The organism is Terriglobia bacterium, from assembly GCA_020072645.1.
Classification (GTDB): domain Bacteria; phylum Acidobacteriota; class Terriglobia; order Terriglobales; family Acidobacteriaceae; genus Angelobacter.
In genome coordinates this window covers 23,458-40,751 of record JAIQGK010000021.1, presented here as the reverse complement: position 1 = coordinate 40,751, position 17,294 = coordinate 23,458, and the positions used below count along the sequence as shown (strand labels likewise).

The 17,294-nt window shown below is 54.6% G+C and carries 9 protein-coding genes; 4 read left to right on the top strand and 5 right to left on the bottom strand.

Annotated features, from left to right (window positions below):
• Positions 1-27: 27 nt before the first annotated feature.
• Entirely contained in the window at positions 28-2,655 is a 2,628-nt protein-coding gene (locus tag LAO76_24665) for a SpoIIE family protein phosphatase (protein MBZ5494129.1), read from the bottom strand.
• Positions 2,656-2,826: 171 nt separating this feature from the next.
• Between LAO76_24665 and LAO76_24660 the strand changes: the two genes are divergently transcribed.
• Complete coding sequence (locus tag LAO76_24660; protein MBZ5494128.1) at positions 2,827-3,369, top strand: hypothetical protein; 543 nt, start codon at positions 2,827-2,829, stop codon at positions 3,367-3,369.
• Between the two features lie 455 nt (positions 3,370-3,824).
• On the opposite strand, the gene LAO76_24655 is transcribed toward LAO76_24660, so the two are convergent.
• Both LAO76_24655 and LAO76_24650 read right to left on the bottom strand, forming a co-directional pair.
• A complete protein-coding gene (locus LAO76_24655) occupies positions 3,825-5,126 on the bottom strand; it encodes a DUF2254 domain-containing protein (GenBank protein MBZ5494127.1) in 1,302 nt (433 codons plus the stop codon).
• Between the two features lie 9 nt (positions 5,127-5,135).
• Complete coding sequence (locus LAO76_24650; GenBank protein MBZ5494126.1) at positions 5,136-6,827, bottom strand: aspartate-alanine antiporter; 1,692 nt, start codon at positions 6,825-6,827, stop codon at positions 5,136-5,138.
• Positions 6,828-7,067: 240 nt separating this feature from the next.
• On the opposite strand from LAO76_24650, the gene LAO76_24645 reads away from it, so the two are divergent.
• Positions 7,068-8,021, top strand: coding sequence for an alpha/beta hydrolase (locus tag LAO76_24645; protein ID MBZ5494125.1), 954 nt, complete (start codon positions 7,068-7,070; stop codon positions 8,019-8,021).
• Positions 8,022-8,263: 242 nt separating this feature from the next.
• On the top strand, positions 8,264-9,514 hold the full coding sequence (locus LAO76_24640) for a hypothetical protein (GenBank protein ID MBZ5494124.1): 1,251 nt from the start codon (positions 8,264-8,266) through the stop codon (positions 9,512-9,514).
• Between the two features lie 162 nt (positions 9,515-9,676).
• Here LAO76_24640 and LAO76_24635 read toward each other — a convergent pair whose 3' ends face one another.
• Positions 9,677-12,283, bottom strand: a complete 2,607-nt coding sequence (locus LAO76_24635; protein ID MBZ5494123.1) for a lantibiotic dehydratase family protein — start codon at positions 12,281-12,283, stop codon at positions 9,677-9,679.
• Between the two features lie 104 nt (positions 12,284-12,387).
• On the opposite strand from LAO76_24635, the gene LAO76_24630 reads away from it, so the two are divergent.
• Complete coding sequence (locus tag LAO76_24630) at positions 12,388-14,721, top strand: M28 family peptidase (protein MBZ5494122.1); 2,334 nt, start codon at positions 12,388-12,390, stop codon at positions 14,719-14,721.
• 5 nt (positions 14,722-14,726) lie between these two features.
• Here the strand turns inward: LAO76_24630 and LAO76_24625 are convergent, their stop codons facing one another.
• Positions 14,727-17,255, bottom strand: coding sequence for an ABC transporter permease (locus LAO76_24625; protein MBZ5494121.1), 2,529 nt, complete (start codon positions 17,253-17,255; stop codon positions 14,727-14,729).
• Positions 17,256-17,294: the final 39 nt, after the last annotated feature.

The window sequence follows — 17,294 nt, the reverse complement described above, 5'->3', positions numbered from 1 at the left end:
AGCTCGTGCCTTGGCCTAACGATGCCGTTATTTGCAGATCGCTATGATAGTAGTCAAATCGTCAGCCTGCTCGCCCGGGGCGAACTCCTGAACAGACTGCAGTATCTTGTGAAGCGACTCAGAAGAATGAAGGCCATGGCTCTGCCTCAACAATGAGATCAGGCGCTCCTCGCCAAATTCTTCTTCGTTGTGATTTGCAGCTTCAGTAACACCGTCCGTGTAGATTGCCAGAATATCGCCTGGAAACATCTGTATTTCAGCGACCGAACATTCCCATGGCTCAAAAAGACCCAGAACAGTTGCGGTCGCATTCAGTCGTTCGACTTCCCCGCTGGCACGCAACAGGAGAGGCGGATTGTGTCCACAGTTAACGTACAGCAATTTGCGGCTCGCATCGTCATAGACACCAAAGAACACGGTAGCGTAGTGGGTTACCTCAGTGTTTTGGACGAAAAGATGATTCACGGAATGCAGAAACCGGGGCAGTTCACGATCTGCTCCGGGATACAAGCTGCGCAGGCTGGCCTGCAAATTGGCCATTAGCAATGCGGCAGAGATTCCTTTGCCGGAAATGTCCGCCAATACAAATCCCACCCGCCCCGGCCCGAGATCGAGAAAATCATAGTAATCGCCGCCCACTGCGCGTGCCTGAATGCAGGCTCCTGCATAATCCAGAGTAGCCAGCGGAGGAGATTGCTGCGGCAATAGTTTGCTTTGCACGGCGCGCGCGATCTGCAGCTCTTGTTGCGCGCGGCGATCAGCATCAATGCGTTCCGCAATTTTTTCCGCCATTGCGATGCTCTCCAGCACCAGACCTGTCTGGTCCGCAACCGAGCCAAGTAATTCCTTGTCCTCGTGCGAATAAGGCTCCTCAGACCGTTTTGCGCCGAGCACAATCAACCCCAGCAAATCTTCACCGCGAGAGAGAACTGGCACCAGACATTCAGGCCGTAAAGTCGCGAGAGCGGGAATCAAGGCGCTGAAATCGCCATATTCCAATGCATCGATCGGCTGCTTGATTTGCAAGAGATGATTTGCAGAAAGCGACTGCCCGGCGATTGCAGGCAAAGGCGGCGTTTGTGGCGGAGGCTGCAGGTTCGACTGCGAATCACGCAAATAAACTGCAATCATGCGGGGATGCAGCGCCAGTTCGAGCTCCTTTTCTATCAACTGCGGCAGTTGCTCCCTGCTCTGGATGCTGCGAACGCTCTGCGCGAGTTTCTGCAGGATCACGCGGGCATCATACGAGCCGCGGAAGAATGCGCGATCAATCCGCTCCGCCGTTCGGCGGACACCTGGAGCAGAGATCCATGCCAGGGCAATACCAAGGCTGGTGCCGATAGACATGGCCAGACCAGGCCGCATTTGAAACAACCGAGAGAGCGCAATCCCCAGAACTACGTTCACTGACAAACCCATCAGCAGCAGCAGAAATGCGAACCCACGCCGTACCAGAACGTAACGCGCGCTTTGTTTCAGGAGCACCGGAATTTCCAATACCCTGTACCTCACCACCGCATACGCAAAAGAAAGCGGGAACAGCGTGAGGAATATCACGTCAATAAAATCCAGCCAGAATGGAACGCGGATGTTGCCGAAATCTGAAACAAGTTTGACCAGGGTGATTGGCCCCATGCCGACAAGTGTGCCCCACGTGATCACCCTGAACTTGCGTTTTGCCTCAGGATCAGATGTGCTCAGCCCGCTCCAGCACAGCGAGACCAGCGTCAACACCAGCGTGCCGTAGATGTACGCCAGCGTTCCATATTGCGCTGCGTTGGCCCCTGCAATCCTGGAAATCGCTGACCACGGCTGTGGGTGGCCTACCGGTATGCCTGGGACCGCAATTACCACGGCCAGCAATCCAAGCAACCATTTCAACCATGGCGCCCGTCGATCGAGCGGAGATCGTTGCGGGAAACCTGCGAAAAACAGGTAAAACGTAAGAGCCAGCACGCCAATAAAAATGGCCCGATACGCAAACATAAATGCCTGCAAGCTTGCGCTCATGGCCACAGTAGACGGCGGTAAAGGAGAAGCGGCAATCAATCCTGCGCAGAGGACAGCCAGCAGCCACGCATTGCGATCTTGAAGGCGCAGAAAAAGCACCGCCAGTCCCACCACCAGAAAGACTATGGGATATGAACCAACCACCTGCTCGGCGATCCCATGGATAGAGCCTGGCGTGGCGACGGCGCGAAATGTCGCTGTGATATTCAGAGGCGCTTGCTGGCCCGGCCGGCGGATCGTGAGAGTCACTGTTTCGCCGGGGCGGCGATGCAGCCAGGTTTTTTGAAACAAGTTCGGATCAGCCGTAGCCAGGCTCGTGCCATCAATGGCAATAATTTCGTCGTGGACCTTGATCCCGGCCCGCTCTGCCGGACCGCCGGGATAAAGGTTGATGATCTCAATGCTGTCTGTAACCGGAGAAGAAGTCTTTGTGTCCAGCCCGATCTCAGCATCGAAGTCCCAGCGGACGTAATACATCCATACAAAGCTGTAAGTTAGAGTCGCAGCGGCAAAAAGCAATCCTAAGACGATCAGGAGAGTCTTTTGAATGAGCGGTTTCGCTTGTGTGCCATTGCGCGGCAAACCCGTCGCGTTCATGGGCGTGACTTCGCGTTCAACTGCCGGTAGCGAGCTGCTTTGGGCCATCTCTGACCCGAATTATAAGCACATGGATAAAATTTCGGGCCTGTCACCTTTAACAGTTACTGTCCGGACATTGCAACCCGAAAATGGGAATACGAGTGTCCGTACTTGTGAGCGTTGGTTTAGTCAGGAGAAAAGGAGAGAAAAATGTTTTCCCGAATGAAATCATATTTTATGAGTTGGTTGATTTTAGTTGTGGTGATGGTCATTACCGGCGGCCACGCAAGCGACCATCAAACCATTCAAGCTCAGGCCTTTGGGACCTCAACCATGGCAGGCAAGACTTTCGGCGTGACCATTACTATCGAGGAATACTCGACCCCAGCCGATCAGAAAGCCCTCATTGATGCTTTCAACAGCGGCGGCCATGACGCGATGATGAAGGTCCTGAGCAAAATGAATTCCAAGGGTCGCGTGAGGCTTAGCAGCGGCGGCGTTGGCTATCAGATTGTATACATCAGGAACATTCAGACTCCGAACGGCCGCACCATCCGCCTTCTCACAGACCGGCCTATCGGCATTGGGGAGGCAATGTTCAACACTCGCAGCGAGGACTACGACCTTTCTATTATTGAAATCCAACTGGGCGACAGCAAAGGAAAGAAGTCAGGAAGCTTGATTCCAGGCTGCCGGATTAAGCTGAACAAGAAAAATGAGATCGAGATTGAAACCTATCATGCTTCGCCCTGGCGGCTGGCCGGGATCATGGAGCGATAAGCGGCATTTCGGGATGAACAAGGGAACGCTCGTTCCCTTGTTGCTTCCTGGATGAATGGACGAACATTGAGGCACGACTTACAAGAGAACTTGCTATGGCCCGTCTCTCCTCGGTCTTGGTTCTAACGGCGTCGCTTCTGCTCGCTGCCTGCGGAGGGGTCTTTGTCGCTTTCGTTTCCCATCCCAGATTCCCTCTTCAAGCGTCAGTGGCATTGTGATCGTCGTGCACCTTGAAACGTGAATGACAGAGCCGGTCAACTTGTCACACTTACCGCAGTGACACTTTCAAACGGAGGGCTCTCCAGCAACGTCAATTTCTGCGGTGATCAGCAGAGCCAATTCCCGCTGAACCGCTCCGTGCGGGCGAACTTCAACACGGGAACCGTATGCTCTAATCTGGTAAGTGTGGTGAGCCTGTAGTTGAGGGCCGATTCGCTTTAGCAGAAAACCACACGCTACGCCTTCGTGGCAGTCCGTGTGATTCCCAGCCCCTGGCGATCTTCCATGGATGCGCTGAGCTTCTCCTCTGCGTCTTCAAATGAGCGGCTGATGCTTGCCTGCATCCGCTGTTGCCAGTACTTAAGACCGGCATGGCGCTCAACCGGTAAAACTGTAAGCAGATCGGCGACGAGCGCTTTCATCCTGCGCATGACCTGAACACTCTTTGCGCCACACGAAAGGATCTCCTCGAAGGCGAGATGCAAAAAGTCATTCCACGATGGGAATGGGATCACCAGCCTTACCCGCCCGGAATCATCTTGAAATGAGTCAACTTCCAATCGCCGGCCGCCTAGACGCAGCAGAAGATCGCCAATCTGGTCCAGCGCCTGCACCGCCGTCGTTGGATCATTGATTGCCGGAGACAGCGCCTTGATGGCGATATCCACCAGCAGCCGGATCGCATATTTTGGGTCCTGCTCAAACGTGCGTTCTTCTCCCAGTTCAAGCGCGTTACGGAGCGCTTTTTCATCCACCCGATGCTGCGCGCCGAAAACATGCAGCAGAGGCATTCCCTCCAGCACTGTGTCGCCAACCGCCGCCACTACATCAATGCGCCCGTCGCAGCTCCTGGCCAGTTGCACCAGTTGCTCCAACGCGACCGCCTCTAATGACAGAGGATGCCCACGATGAAGCAACGTTTGTGCCGACAACGATCTGGTGTAATTATCCGGCTGCGGCGTGACTGAAGACGATCCGAGTGGCTCGTATAAAGTTTCAATCACATTGCGTCCCTGGTCACCCGTGAAGATCAGCATGCGGTTGATCTGGAGCATCCCGATACGATTGATAAGACCTACGAACATTCCCACGCTCGCAAGCAGCAGCGCGATCACAATCCAGGCGCTGAAGAATGGGGCCTTGCCGGACCCGCCCCGGTCCAGCCATGCCAGCGCGGAGATTGCATAGAGAAACGTGGCGCTGAAAATGCCAAGTGCGTGTGACACAACAGGATCGCGGGCAACCCACAGGACCAGGCGAGGCGAATAAGCGGTTGCGCTGAACTGTACCATGACGAACGCCAGCGAGAATACGATTCCGGTAAGCGCCATCATTCCTGAAGCGATGGAAGAATAGATGGCAATTGCGGAATTGACCGTGAACGCAGCGGCCATATGCGGAAACAGCCGGTTTTCAACACGCGGGAAGATGAGTCCGGCGAGAATCGCGGCCACAGCATACACCAATGGAATGAGCCACGGTCCCAGGCGGGCTTTGCGAGTTTTGCTGAGCATGCGCATATCAGTTGGAAACTGCATCTATGGCCATCAACTCAACAGGGCGATGATGAGCGTTCCGCACGTCGTAAGCAGAATGTGGCCGAACGCCACTGTCCCGGAATAACCCAGGACCGCTACTGGGCTTTCCGATTTCTCCTGCACGGCGGCAAGGCCCGCTGTCATGGTCTGGGCGCCAGCCAACCCTCCAAGCAAAAGAAGGGGATTGAGCTTGAGCACATAGCGGCCAAACAAGAGTCCCAGAAGCAACGGCATGAGGGTGACAACTGCGCCGCCCAGAAGCAGCACATATCCAACATCTTTTAGCGAAGCGAGAAAAACGGGACCTGCTTTGAGCCCGATCATCGCCACGAACGCCGCAAGCCCGATAGAACGCATAAAGAGGACGGCTCCTTCCGGAATGCGCCCGAACCATGGAACCACAGATCTGCCCCAACCCACCAGCAAGCCGGCGAGCAACGTTCCCACGCTTGTGCCGAGGTTAATTCTCAAATGCCCTATGGGAATAGTGATGATGGCTCCCACAAAAACGCCGGCGGCAATGGCAAGCCCCAGCGTCCCAAGGTCGCTTTCCTGTACCGGGTTGATCGTGCGGCCGGCGATCTTTGCAAAAGCTTCTACCGCCGGCTCTGTTCCGGTCACCTGCAATGTGTCACCGCGCTCCACCGTTGTGTTCAAACCAACTGGAATAGGCTCTGAGTTACGAGTAATTCCGCGAAGCATAACCGCACGTGTCTCATCAATCGTCGCGACGATCTCCTGGAGCGTCTTTCCCACCAGGCGCTTCCCTGTCACATAAATGTCGAATGAAGCCACTGGAATATCCAACAGCTCCGGATCGGCAATTTCTTGCGCGGCCGTTCCTACCACGTTCACCAACACGTCGGTCTTGCCCAGCAGAGCTACCCGATCTCCTGCCTGGAACACGGTGGCCGGGGCCGTGGCAAAGACTTCACCGCCGCGCCGGATGCGCTCGGCAAAGATGCGTGAACCCGCTACTCCACGTTCAGCCTCTGCAACGGTTTTTCCCACAATCTTGCCTCCCGCGGCAATCAGGTATGCGCGCATCGCAATCGGCTGCCATGCCGGGACGACCCCGAGTTTGGTACGTTTCATGCCAAGGCTCGTTTCAACCTTCTTTGCTTCTTCGCGCAGGTTGACTCTAAGCAGCTTCGGTCCCAGGCTGCTGCAAAACCAGATCAGCCCGGCGGTGCCAAAGATGTAACAGACCGCGTCCGCAACAGCGATATGACTAATGAGCAGCTGTTTCTGCGCATCACCCATGGCGAGCCCACGAATGGCTTCACTGGCAGTGCCGATCGCAGGAGATTCCGTCAATGAGCCTGAGAGCACGCCGGCGGCGAAGCCGAGATCGAGTTTCAAGACGCGCGCTACAACGTAAGCCGTCATGAGGCCGACGAATGGCATGAACACGCCCAGCACGCCCCATCGCCATCCGTCTCCTTTCATGCTGCGGAAAAAACTTGGCCCCACGGAATAGCCGATGCCAAATAGGAACAGAAGAAAAAGGATGGACTTGGCCGTATCGGAAACAGGTACGTGGAAGAAATTGCCAATGAGAATTCCACCTAGCAGCGATCCTGTTACGGCGCCTATTCCGGCGCCACGGAACTTCAGGCCACCAATCAAATATCCCAGGCCAATCGCAAGATAGACAGCCATTTCCGGATACTTCTCAAAGAGATGTCCAAGCCATTCCATACGGCCTCCAAAGCCAGCAGACTGCCAAAGGATGTTGCCGCCCTAAGTTTGTTGGGGGAGAAATCCATTTATCCACGCTCCACTGTGCCTTTACCGAGCTTTAGGGGGAACTAGTACTTTTGACAGTTCTGCTGGTCAGGCCCAGGGCGAATGCTGCTGAACGTCGGTCGGAAAATCCATAAAGCAAATGGGCCGCTCTACCTTTATCATGGCGCAGTAGTCATGATAGAAAAGCCTACGATGAGCCGGACTTCCAATTTCACGCTGACCACTCCAGATGGCATTGATCTGTTTGTCTACTGCTGGCTTCCAGCGGAGCAACCGAAGGCGGTGGTCCAGATTGCGCATGGCCTGGCAGAGCATGCGGGACGTTATGCGCGTCTGGCGGACGCTCTCACCTCAGCAAGCTACGCGGTATATGCCAATGACCATCGCGGTCACGGCAGAACGGTGAAATCAGCGGACGATCTGGGCTTTTTTGCGGACCGCGACGGCTGGCGAAAATGTGTGGACGATATGTGGCAGCTCAATCGGCATGTTGCCGTCACGCATCCCGGATTGCCGATTGTAATGCTGGGTCATTCCATGGGATCAACCCTAGCGGAGCAGTTTATGGGAGACCATGGCGATGTGCTGGCGGGAGCAGTGCTTTCAGGCGCCAATGGAAAGCCCACATTTCTGGCTAAAATCGGCGGCGCTGTTACGTGGGCAGAGCGCGTTCGGCTGGGACGGCGAGGAAAAAGCAAGCTGGTCCAGTCGCTCACCTTTGATGCCTTCAACAAACAATTTGCGCCCACAAGAACGGCGTTCGATTGGCTGTCGCGAGATCCGGCGGAGGTGGATAAATATGTTGCCGATCCACTGTGCGGATTTTCCGCGACCGTGCAACTTTGGATTGACCTGCTCAGCGGATGGGCCACAGTGTCGCGCAGGCCCCATCAAAACCGTGTGCCAAAGGCATTGCCCGTGTATCTGATTGCTGGCGGGCGCGATCCGGTGAGCGGCAACACCCGCCAGTTAGGGCCGTGGATGGCCGAACATCGCGCCGCGGAGCGCGTGAATTTGACGCACAAGTTCTATCCTGACGCCCGCCACGAGTTATTCAATGAGACGAACCGCGATGAAGTGACTGGTGATCTGATCGGCTGGCTGAATAAGGTTGTTGTGAAGTCTGCTGGCAGCGCTGCGGAGTAATACAAGTCTCGCGCACATTCTTACGCTTTGTCCGTAGCACCTGGCGCGCATCTATGAGTGAAGATCGCGCTGAAATAACCATCGGATCCAGGAAGCCCTGGTCTTTCAAGCCGCACCGAAACCTATAACTTTTGACAGTTCCTCCATGGGCTGGTTTCTCCTATTTTTGTAAATAACGGAAACCAGAACATGGTGGCGTACGCCCCGTTAGAAGGCAGGAGATTCAGCACAACGGAGAGTGCATGACAATATCTGAAAAAACGGCTCGTTGGGCAAGCCGCGCCGTCGTGCTTCTGCTGTTGGCAGTCTGCGGATGCGGTAGCTCTCCCAGGATCGTGGTGGTTTCTCCGCAAGCGAATATTGCATTCACGTCTTCGCGTTCGCTCAACGGCATTGACCAGGCCAATTCAGCTACCAACATATGGCTCACGGATTCCACGGGTGCCGCGTTAAAACCGTTGACCGCACTCACCAATGGTTCGTCCGCTTCGCCGGCGTGGTCTCCCAATGGCGCCAAGATCGCGTTTGAGTCATTTCGGGCCCTGGACGGAAGCAATCTGGCGATCCCGGCAGCAAACATCTGGGTCATGAATGCTGATGGCTCCAATGCAATGCCGCTGACAAGACTTAATGCCGAAACCGTTTCAAGCACTCACTCAGCCTGGTCGCCTGACGGAAACAAGATCGCCTATGACTCCACGCGCGCACTTGATGGGCGGAATCTCGCGATAAACAGCGTGAATATCTGGGTGATGAATGCTGATGGAACTGGCGGGGTGCCGTTGACGACGCTCAGGGCCACCGCGGCGTCCAGCGTTTCTCCCGTGTGGTCGCCTGACGGAAAGAAGATTTTGTATACGTCTTCGCGCGCGTTCAACGGATTTGATGTTGCGATTGCCGTAAGAAATATCTGGGTGATGAATGCCGACGGAAGCGGTTCGCAACCCTTAACAACGCTTACTGCTGCTTCAAGTTCCGATCCGGCGTGGTCTCCTGACGGAACAAGAATTGCGTATATGTCAGCACGCGCTCTCGACGGCAGCAACGATGTGGGCGCAGCCAACATCTGGGTGATGAATGCCGATGGTTCCGGCGCAACGCCGCTGACCAGAATTACAACTGTTTTCGATCTGACCACGGTGTCTCCGCTGTGGTCACCGGATGGCCGCAAGATTGCCTATGTGTCTTCACGCGCGCTGGATGGCAGCGATAATGGAAGCAGCATGCTCAATATCTGGGTGATGAATAATGATGGTAGTAACCCCCGGCCTCTTACCAGGTTGATCGCGGCTTCCAGCTATCAGCCGGCCTGGTCATCGGATGGCAGCACAATATTGTTTTGCTCAACGCGCGCGCTCGATGGCAGTGACGCTTCCACTACCTATGGAACATTGAACATCTGGATGATGAACAGCGACGGCACAGGCGCTAAACCTCTGACCAGAAGCATCGCTTCTGGAGCCGACAGCGCCGGCCCGCAGTTGAAGCCCTAGCACGCGAAATACTGCCTAATATCTTCTTTGCACGACGTGTCGTTGAAATGCTGGCGCAAGAATTTGATAGCGACGTGAAATATGACTCCTTCTCTGTTTCGAGTAACGGAGCATAGACAGATTGCAAAATGAAGAGTCCAAAGCCAGCATCATTAAGAGCAGCTAGCAACCCGAAAACAATGGCGGATCGAACCCGGCATGCTTTTGCCCGATCGCGGACAACGACCGTGCCTTAAGATCTACCACGGCAAAGCGCAGTTCGCTCGTGTAGCTGCTGCCCTTCGCGTCCCGCAGCCATAATTGTTGGGAACCGGGAAGCATCTCTGAAAAGATGATCTCTTCACCTTCTCCGCTCGAAGAATTCATGCGGCGGATCGCGCGGCACAGAATTTCCACCAGCACGGGGCTTTCCATGTCCACATAGAACGGTTTTACCTCCAAAGCGCTTTTCACAAATAATTTCCGCGGCAGGCTGTGGCTTTTCATCCATCTTCTGGCCTCCAGAAAACGTTTGCCTTCATCTTTTTCCGCTGCGAAATCCAGGTCGCCGTTGCGAAAGCGCCACGTTTCGCGATGAATCACCAGCTTATCGATCAATACGCGGGGAGCATGCCGCAATGGCGGAATCCACGACGCCTTATTCATTACAAACGCAAAAAGAAGATCGGAAAACGCTTCAAGAATGTGAAAACGCCGTCCATCAGCAACGCTGACCACTTCAATCGTTTCATCGTGCTCAGTCAGCACGAGTCCGCTGATAGGGTGGGAATCGTGTCCGCTGGGAGCAATGGCATCCGGCGTGGTGGCCAGGAAGTAATCTGCCGGGCGCAACACGCCTTCACTGGTTCTGACCGTTGTGAATGGGTTCGCATGCGTGTTGAGAATTTTGAAACAGCTGGAAGCCAGGTCCCATTGCGTCGCTTCAACCAGTTCGTGGCGGTTGGGATGTTGCTTGACCAGCGCGGCATGGCACAGAGTATTTTTTCCCGCATGCACTTCACCTAATACATATAGCAACTCGCCTCTGCTAGCAGCCTCCTCATCCTCCGCTGCCAGCATAAGGTCAGGACAAAAATAGCGCACAGGATAATATCCGGCGCCGAGTTCGGGGAACAGCTGTTCCACCTTTTCCTTCAGATCATCGCTTTTAAGTTGGACCATCGAATCTTGTTGCCCGATCGCCAAAATTTCGTCCCACTTCTGGCGAAAGAGTTTCTCTACTTCGTCCAACGATGAAGCGTTGAGAAGTTTTGGCTCCGTATAGTTCCACCAATCCTGCAATCGAACGCCGCTGCTGGATTGGGCCACAGCAAGCTCACGATATGTCTGCACAAACAATCGCTGAAATTCCAGCGCTGTTGATTGCATGAACCAGCGCAAACTTTTCAGAAGAAGCGAGAGGGCCGGAGCAATTGGGCTGAGTAGATCGGGCGCGATTCGGATTCCTAAATCTCTCTGGCAATCTTCATAGACAACTGTTCGTCCGCCATAGGTGGTTCCTGGATTTCGATTTCCCTGAACATTTGTGATCTCTTCAAAAACAAACTCAACGTTGCGCATTGCCCGATTCAGTCGGTTTGGATCGCCGGCAGTGCCCTCTACTTCCCTGCGCGCCGCTTCAATCTTGTCCAGATGGTTGAGCGCTGTTGTGCGAAGCTCAGGGTCACCAACCCTGAGCAGTTGCTCGCGCAGAGCGATTTCTGAATTGACTTCAACCGGAACCAGAAACCGCCAGACGAGGACACCCTCGTCGGCTTTGGCTTTTAGCACCGCACGCAGGTCCTGCTGACTGCAATCGCAAAGTCGCGGATCGGCGTGGATTGCATGCAATATTTCTTGCGGTAATACTTTGCCATTGCATCGGGATAGTATTGCCTGCTCCAGTTCAGAAAGCGCGACAGGCGAGAAACCAGGACGCTGCAACATTCCCTTCTCGATGAAAGCGTCGGGAATAAGGCGAGGGGAAATCCACCAATCCATGCCCTTCAGCTGCGAAATGCCGGCTGCAACTTTATCGATTGCCCAATTTTCAAAATAGGTCTGGCGTCGTTTGGTCAGCGAAGGCCCATAACTGAGTTCGATCACGCGCGAGCCAGACTCAATCCTGCCCCAGGCCACCGGTCCAAAGAACCCGATGGTGTCATTTTTCACGCAATATCGCTGGGCATAGTTGGCTACAAGTTCCTCATGATTGCGTTGCCGCTGATTTCTCAGCACTCCTCCGTGCTCACGCGCAACAGATTGCAGGGCGGTTTCAAATGCCTGCCGATTTTGCCAGACAACTGCTTCCTGGAACTTCGGGTCGCACGCAAATTGCCGCAATGTTTCTGTTTGGGCGGATAGAGACTGCTCGAAGCTCTGGACCCATTCGGCATTGAGACGCTCACACGCCTGCATCGCATCAGAGATTTCATGGAACATCCGCTGGATCTCTGGAAAAAAGTCTTCGGTGCGCGGTATCTTGCCTTCCGCGAGCCGACGCCGCGCGTTGAGCACAGTCTTAAACATTGCGCTATAACGATCTTCGCCTTGCCGGCGCAGCTCGTCCATTGTTTTATTTAAGGTGCGGATGGCATTTTGAAATAGCGATTGGACACGCTCCTCTGCCAGTATCAGCGCGTCTGCTGCAGCAGCGCAGGCCGGCGCAAGTCCCTCAATCCGTTCTGCCGGAAAACCGGCTCCGCGCAACACAAACCAGCGCCAGATCCCCCATTCAAAGGGAACCAGTATCTCTAAGTGCGGCGGCAAAGCATGGCTCGGACCGGGCATCAGTAAATCCCCGGATCGCAGCGATTTCCCAAAATGATTTTCGCCATATCTTATTAAACAATTACCCTGCAATTTCAAACTATTCCCTTTATATACTGTTCCGCATGGCTGACTTGAAGCAGGATGGCATCGCCTCCAGGGGGCAGCAAGGTTCTGTCCCTCCTTCGTTTGTAAAGGTCTTTATACTTTGGATTTCGATCATCGCGCTGGCCATCCTCTCTATAAGAGCATTGCATGCGCCTCAGCCGTTACCCGCAACCGCTCCTGAAAATGAATTTTCTGCAGAGCGGGCGCTCGTCCACGTGCGAGAAATTGCTGCCGTACCCCATCCTCTCGGCTCACCAGCGGATGCCGCGGCGCGCAATTATTTGGTGACGCAGCTTACCAATCTTGGTTTGCAACCACAGATTTTTCCATCCATTGGCGTGGATCCCACCGCACGCCTGATCATAGCTGGAAAAACAAATGACATTGTGGGACGCCTTCCCGGCACAGCATCTGGCCCGGCAATTATCTTAATGGCGCACTATGATTCAGTTTACCGCGCTCCGGGCGCCGGAGATGATGCATCTGGCGTAGCTTCTATTCTTGAAATTCTTCGGGCACTCAAGCAGGGCCCGCCCATCCAGCGCGACGTCATCGCGCTATTCACAGATGGAGAAGAGGCTGGACTCCTGGGGGCTGAAGCCTTTGCCCATTCGCACCCCTGGATGAAAGATGCTGGTCTCATCCTGAACTTTGAGGCGCGTGGTAATCGTGGGCCCTCGCTTCTTTTTGAAACCAGTAGGAATAACCGGCCGCTCATTGAGGCCGTTGCCCATGTCGCGCCGTACCCCGTCGGTTCATCCTTGTTTTATGAACTGTACAAAATCCTTCCCAATGACACTGATTTCACTGTTTTTCGTCCGGCCGCAATTCCCGGGCTGAATTTCGCTTTTGGTGAAGGTCTTGAGGCCTACCACTCTCCCCTTGATACTTCCGATCATCTCAGCCTTGCTTCTCTCCAACACCACGGCTCCTATGGATTGGCGCTGACTCGTTATTTCGGGCAGGTCGATTTAGCAGCGCTGCGGAATTCCCGAGACGACGACGTATTCTTCGATTGGTTTGGCAGCAGGCTGGTCACATACTGCCAGCGTTGGGTGCTTCGCGGACAGATATTCGTCACACTCTTGTTCGCAGTGACGCTCATTCTTGCATTCCGCCGCCCTCAATTTAGCAGGCGGCAATTTTTTCTTGCCCTGCTTGCTTGCCTCGCGATTCTTATTCTGCTGGCTGCCGCCGTTGCCGCCGCGTGGTGGCTCATTTCCTTCGTTCTTGCCGGTCGCCGGATCATTGGCGATTGTCCTTCAAATCTTTTTCTTCTAAGCGCACTCATGCTTTTCGGCGCGTGCGTGGGAATGCTCCTGGTTGGCTTTTTCCGCAGACGTCTCGGCGGCCAGGAACTCTCTCTAGCAGCTTTGTCGCTGTGGTTCGTTTTGAGCTGGCTCCTCGCGCTTAAGATCTCCTCCGGAAGTTACCTTTTGTTCTGGCCTTTGCTGCTCGGACTGCTGGGCAATGCTGCTTCCAACTTTGGCAAAAAATCCACAACACATCCATCCACAACACACTGGATACGCAATCTCCCTGCCCTCGTGGCAGCCATTCTCCTGTTTGCGCCGGTCATTTATCTGGTGTACATATTCCTGACTTTGCAGATGATCTCCGCGGTAGCGTCGGCCCTGCTGCTCGCCTTGTTCCTCCTGATATCGCTTCCCACACTTGGGTCATCATCTGTCGCATCCAGGGGATGGGCGTCGGGATTTCTTGCGGTCGCCGCGGTGGTTTGTCTCGGCTGTGGCGTTGCTCTTTCGGGATACAGTTCGGAACATCCTCGACCAGACAGCATTGTTTACAGTCTCAATGCAGACGACAATAGCGCAGTCTGGATCAGCTACGATCGGAAGCCTGACGATTGGACGCATCAGTTCTTCGGCGCCAACAAGCCTGCGCCGCATCCTTTGCCGGACTATCTGGCTGGATTAACGCGACCGCTGATCTCGGCCGGCACGCCCGCGATTCCCCTGCTGCCGCCTCTTATCGAAAATGTCGAGCACAAGCAGGAGGACGGCCTCCACCGGCTGAAGCTAAGACTTAGATCGCAGCGAAAAGCCGAAATGCTGTACGTGAGATTTCCTGACGATGTTCAACCCGTCGCGGCAAAAGTGGCGGGGAGAGATGTTGCGGTGCATAAAGGCAGCCGCTTTGGCCTGACCTTGTACGCAATGGGAGATGAAGGCGTGGAACTTGAACTCACGGTCCAAGGTCCTTCCGCTCTTTCATTCTGGGTAATGGACCGGTCCTATGGCCTGCCAGTAAATACGCAGCCGCGTCCATCCAGCATCATTGGAATGGATGGCAGCGATGCAACCTATGTTTGTCGCAAATATGTTTTGTAAATACTCTATTCGTGCCGCAAAGCTCTGATTGGATTCACGCGGGCAGCGCGGGCAGCGGGAACGAAAGCGGCAATCGCGGCCACAATCGCAAAAAGTCCAACGGCGCTCAGGATTGTAAGCGGATCGAGTGTGCTGAGACCGTAAAGCCGGCCGGCAATCAGTCGAGCGCAGGCAAATGTCAGCACGATCCCGAACACCGATCCGATAGCGAGCATCATTCCAGTCTCTCGCAATACCATGCCGATTACCCTTCCCGGCGCTGCGCCCAGCGCCATACGGATGCCAATCTCATTCGTTCGCCTGGCTATGCCGTAGGAAAGGACTCCATAGAGACCTCCGGCGGCCAGCAATAATCCCACCATACCAAAAACGGCGCAAAGCCTTGCCATCATTCGCGGTTGAGACATGGTGCTCTCCAGCGACTCCACTAGGGGGCGCTCCTTGGTCGGATACAGTTTCGCATCAGCATTTACGATGGTCTTGCGCACCGCATCCAGCATATATTTAGGATCGCCCGCGGTACGGATCTCAAACGTGGCCCACTCGTTTGGCCCACCCATTCCCTGATCGCCGGGAACGTAAAAGCGCGGCGGCACGTCTCCACGCAAAGCGTGGTCACGGACATTCCTCGCCACTCCCACTACCTCCATGATATTTTTCTCGTTACCTGGGTCCTGTGTAATGTGCCTTCCAATCGGGCTACGCCCGGCAAAAAATCGATTGGCGAATGCTTCATTAATTACGGCTACATGCGGCGCGGCGGGGCCATCAGACACTCCGAGTTCTCGGCCTCGCAGCAGAGGCACGCCAAGAGTGGAAAAATAACCGGGGCCTACCATGTCAAACCGTGACGTTTTTTCGTCTTCGTTTTGTGGAGTGAATCCTTCCACGGCAATTTCATCGTCAGCTTCAGACCCGCTGAAAAGTCCATTGATGGAATAACTCACGGCTTGCACGCCGGGCAAGGCCTGCAATCTGGCATTCAGGTCACGCCACAGGTTGGATAATTGCGGCCCCTTATAACCGGCCGTTACGCCATCCACCGTTATGAGCAAGAGCTTCTCTTTTGGATAACCTAACCCGACCGATTGCAGATTCCAGATGGTACGCAGAAATAATCCGGCCAGAATTACCGCAAGCAATGAGAGCCCAATCTGCCCTACCACAAGGCCCTGCGTAAGTTTCACCTTCCCCGTTGAAGCGGTGGCATGACCGCTATCGCGCAGGCTATCGTTCAAGTCAATGTTTGTTCCGCGAAGTGCGGGCGCCAATCCAAAAATGATTCCAGAAAAGACCACAGCAAAGAGAGTGAACCACAATACTTTCCCATCCAGTGCTGGCGTAAGTTCCAGGCCATTCGGCCCACTGGCCAAAAATATGATCAGAAGCCGTGAAGCACCCCAGGCCAGCAGCAGAGCAAAAAGACCTCCAAGGAATGAGAGCACAAGGCTCTCAGTCAGGAATTGCCTTATGATGCGTGCCCGGGTGGCGCCGATGGAAAGCCGGAGCGCCACTTCTTTGCTTCTGTTGGAGCCTCGAGCCAGCAGCAGGTTGGCTACATTAATGCATGCGATTGCCAGCACCACAATTGCGGCTCCCAGCAACAGGAACAGTTGTTGTGAAAAATCGTTCCTGTTTGCGAAGACGCCCGTGCGCGCTTCATGCAGCACCAACCGCTGGTCCAGTGCCTGTCTCCGCAATTCAGGAGAAAGTGAAGTGGGATAACTGTTTTCGATAGCCTGCCGGAAGAGAACATTTATTTCAGTCTGCGCCTTGCTTGAACTCACGCCGGGCTTAAGACGTCCGAACGTGTGCAGCCACATGATTTTTTCAGCACTCTGTGACAAATTTTCACTCAGCCAGTCTCGCCCGGGAATGACCATCGGCTGCATCATCACGGGCATCCAGAAATCGGTACTCTCTCCCACCGTTTCACCGCGAAACCCACGCTTAGCAACAGCGATCACCGTCAGACTGGCGTTCCCAACCTGAATCGCCGTGCCCAACACTGTCGGTTTTCCGCCAAACCGGCTTTGCCAGTAATCGTAGCTAATCACGGCATAAGGATCCTGCCCGGGACCTTTTGCGTCGCTGGATGTAAAGAACCTTCCTATCGCGGGTTGAAGACCCAGGACTGAAAAGTATCCTTCAGAAACCAGGCGTCCTCGCGCTTCTTCAATCGGGCCACCGCCAATGCGCACGTGCCAGCGATTGAGGTCCGCCTCTGTTGCGAACATCCCGGAGAGGCTGGTGGCATGATCGCGCAATTGAGCAAACTCGGCAAAGGTCATGAGGTGCCGCTCGCCCGTATTTAGTCCGGTAGTGACGCCTGACGCATTAGGATCAGTAAACATGACCAGTTCCTGCGGATTGGCCACCGGCAACGATTTCAGCAAAGCTGCATCCATCACACTGAAGATCGCTGTGTTCGCGCCTATTCCAACGGCTAGAGAACTCACCGCGACAATCGTAAACAGAGGATTTCGGACGAACTGCCGAAGCGCGTAAAGCACGTCGCGCAGAATGGTATTCAACCAGGAAACTCCTTGCATTGTTCGCTTTCCTCAAAGAAC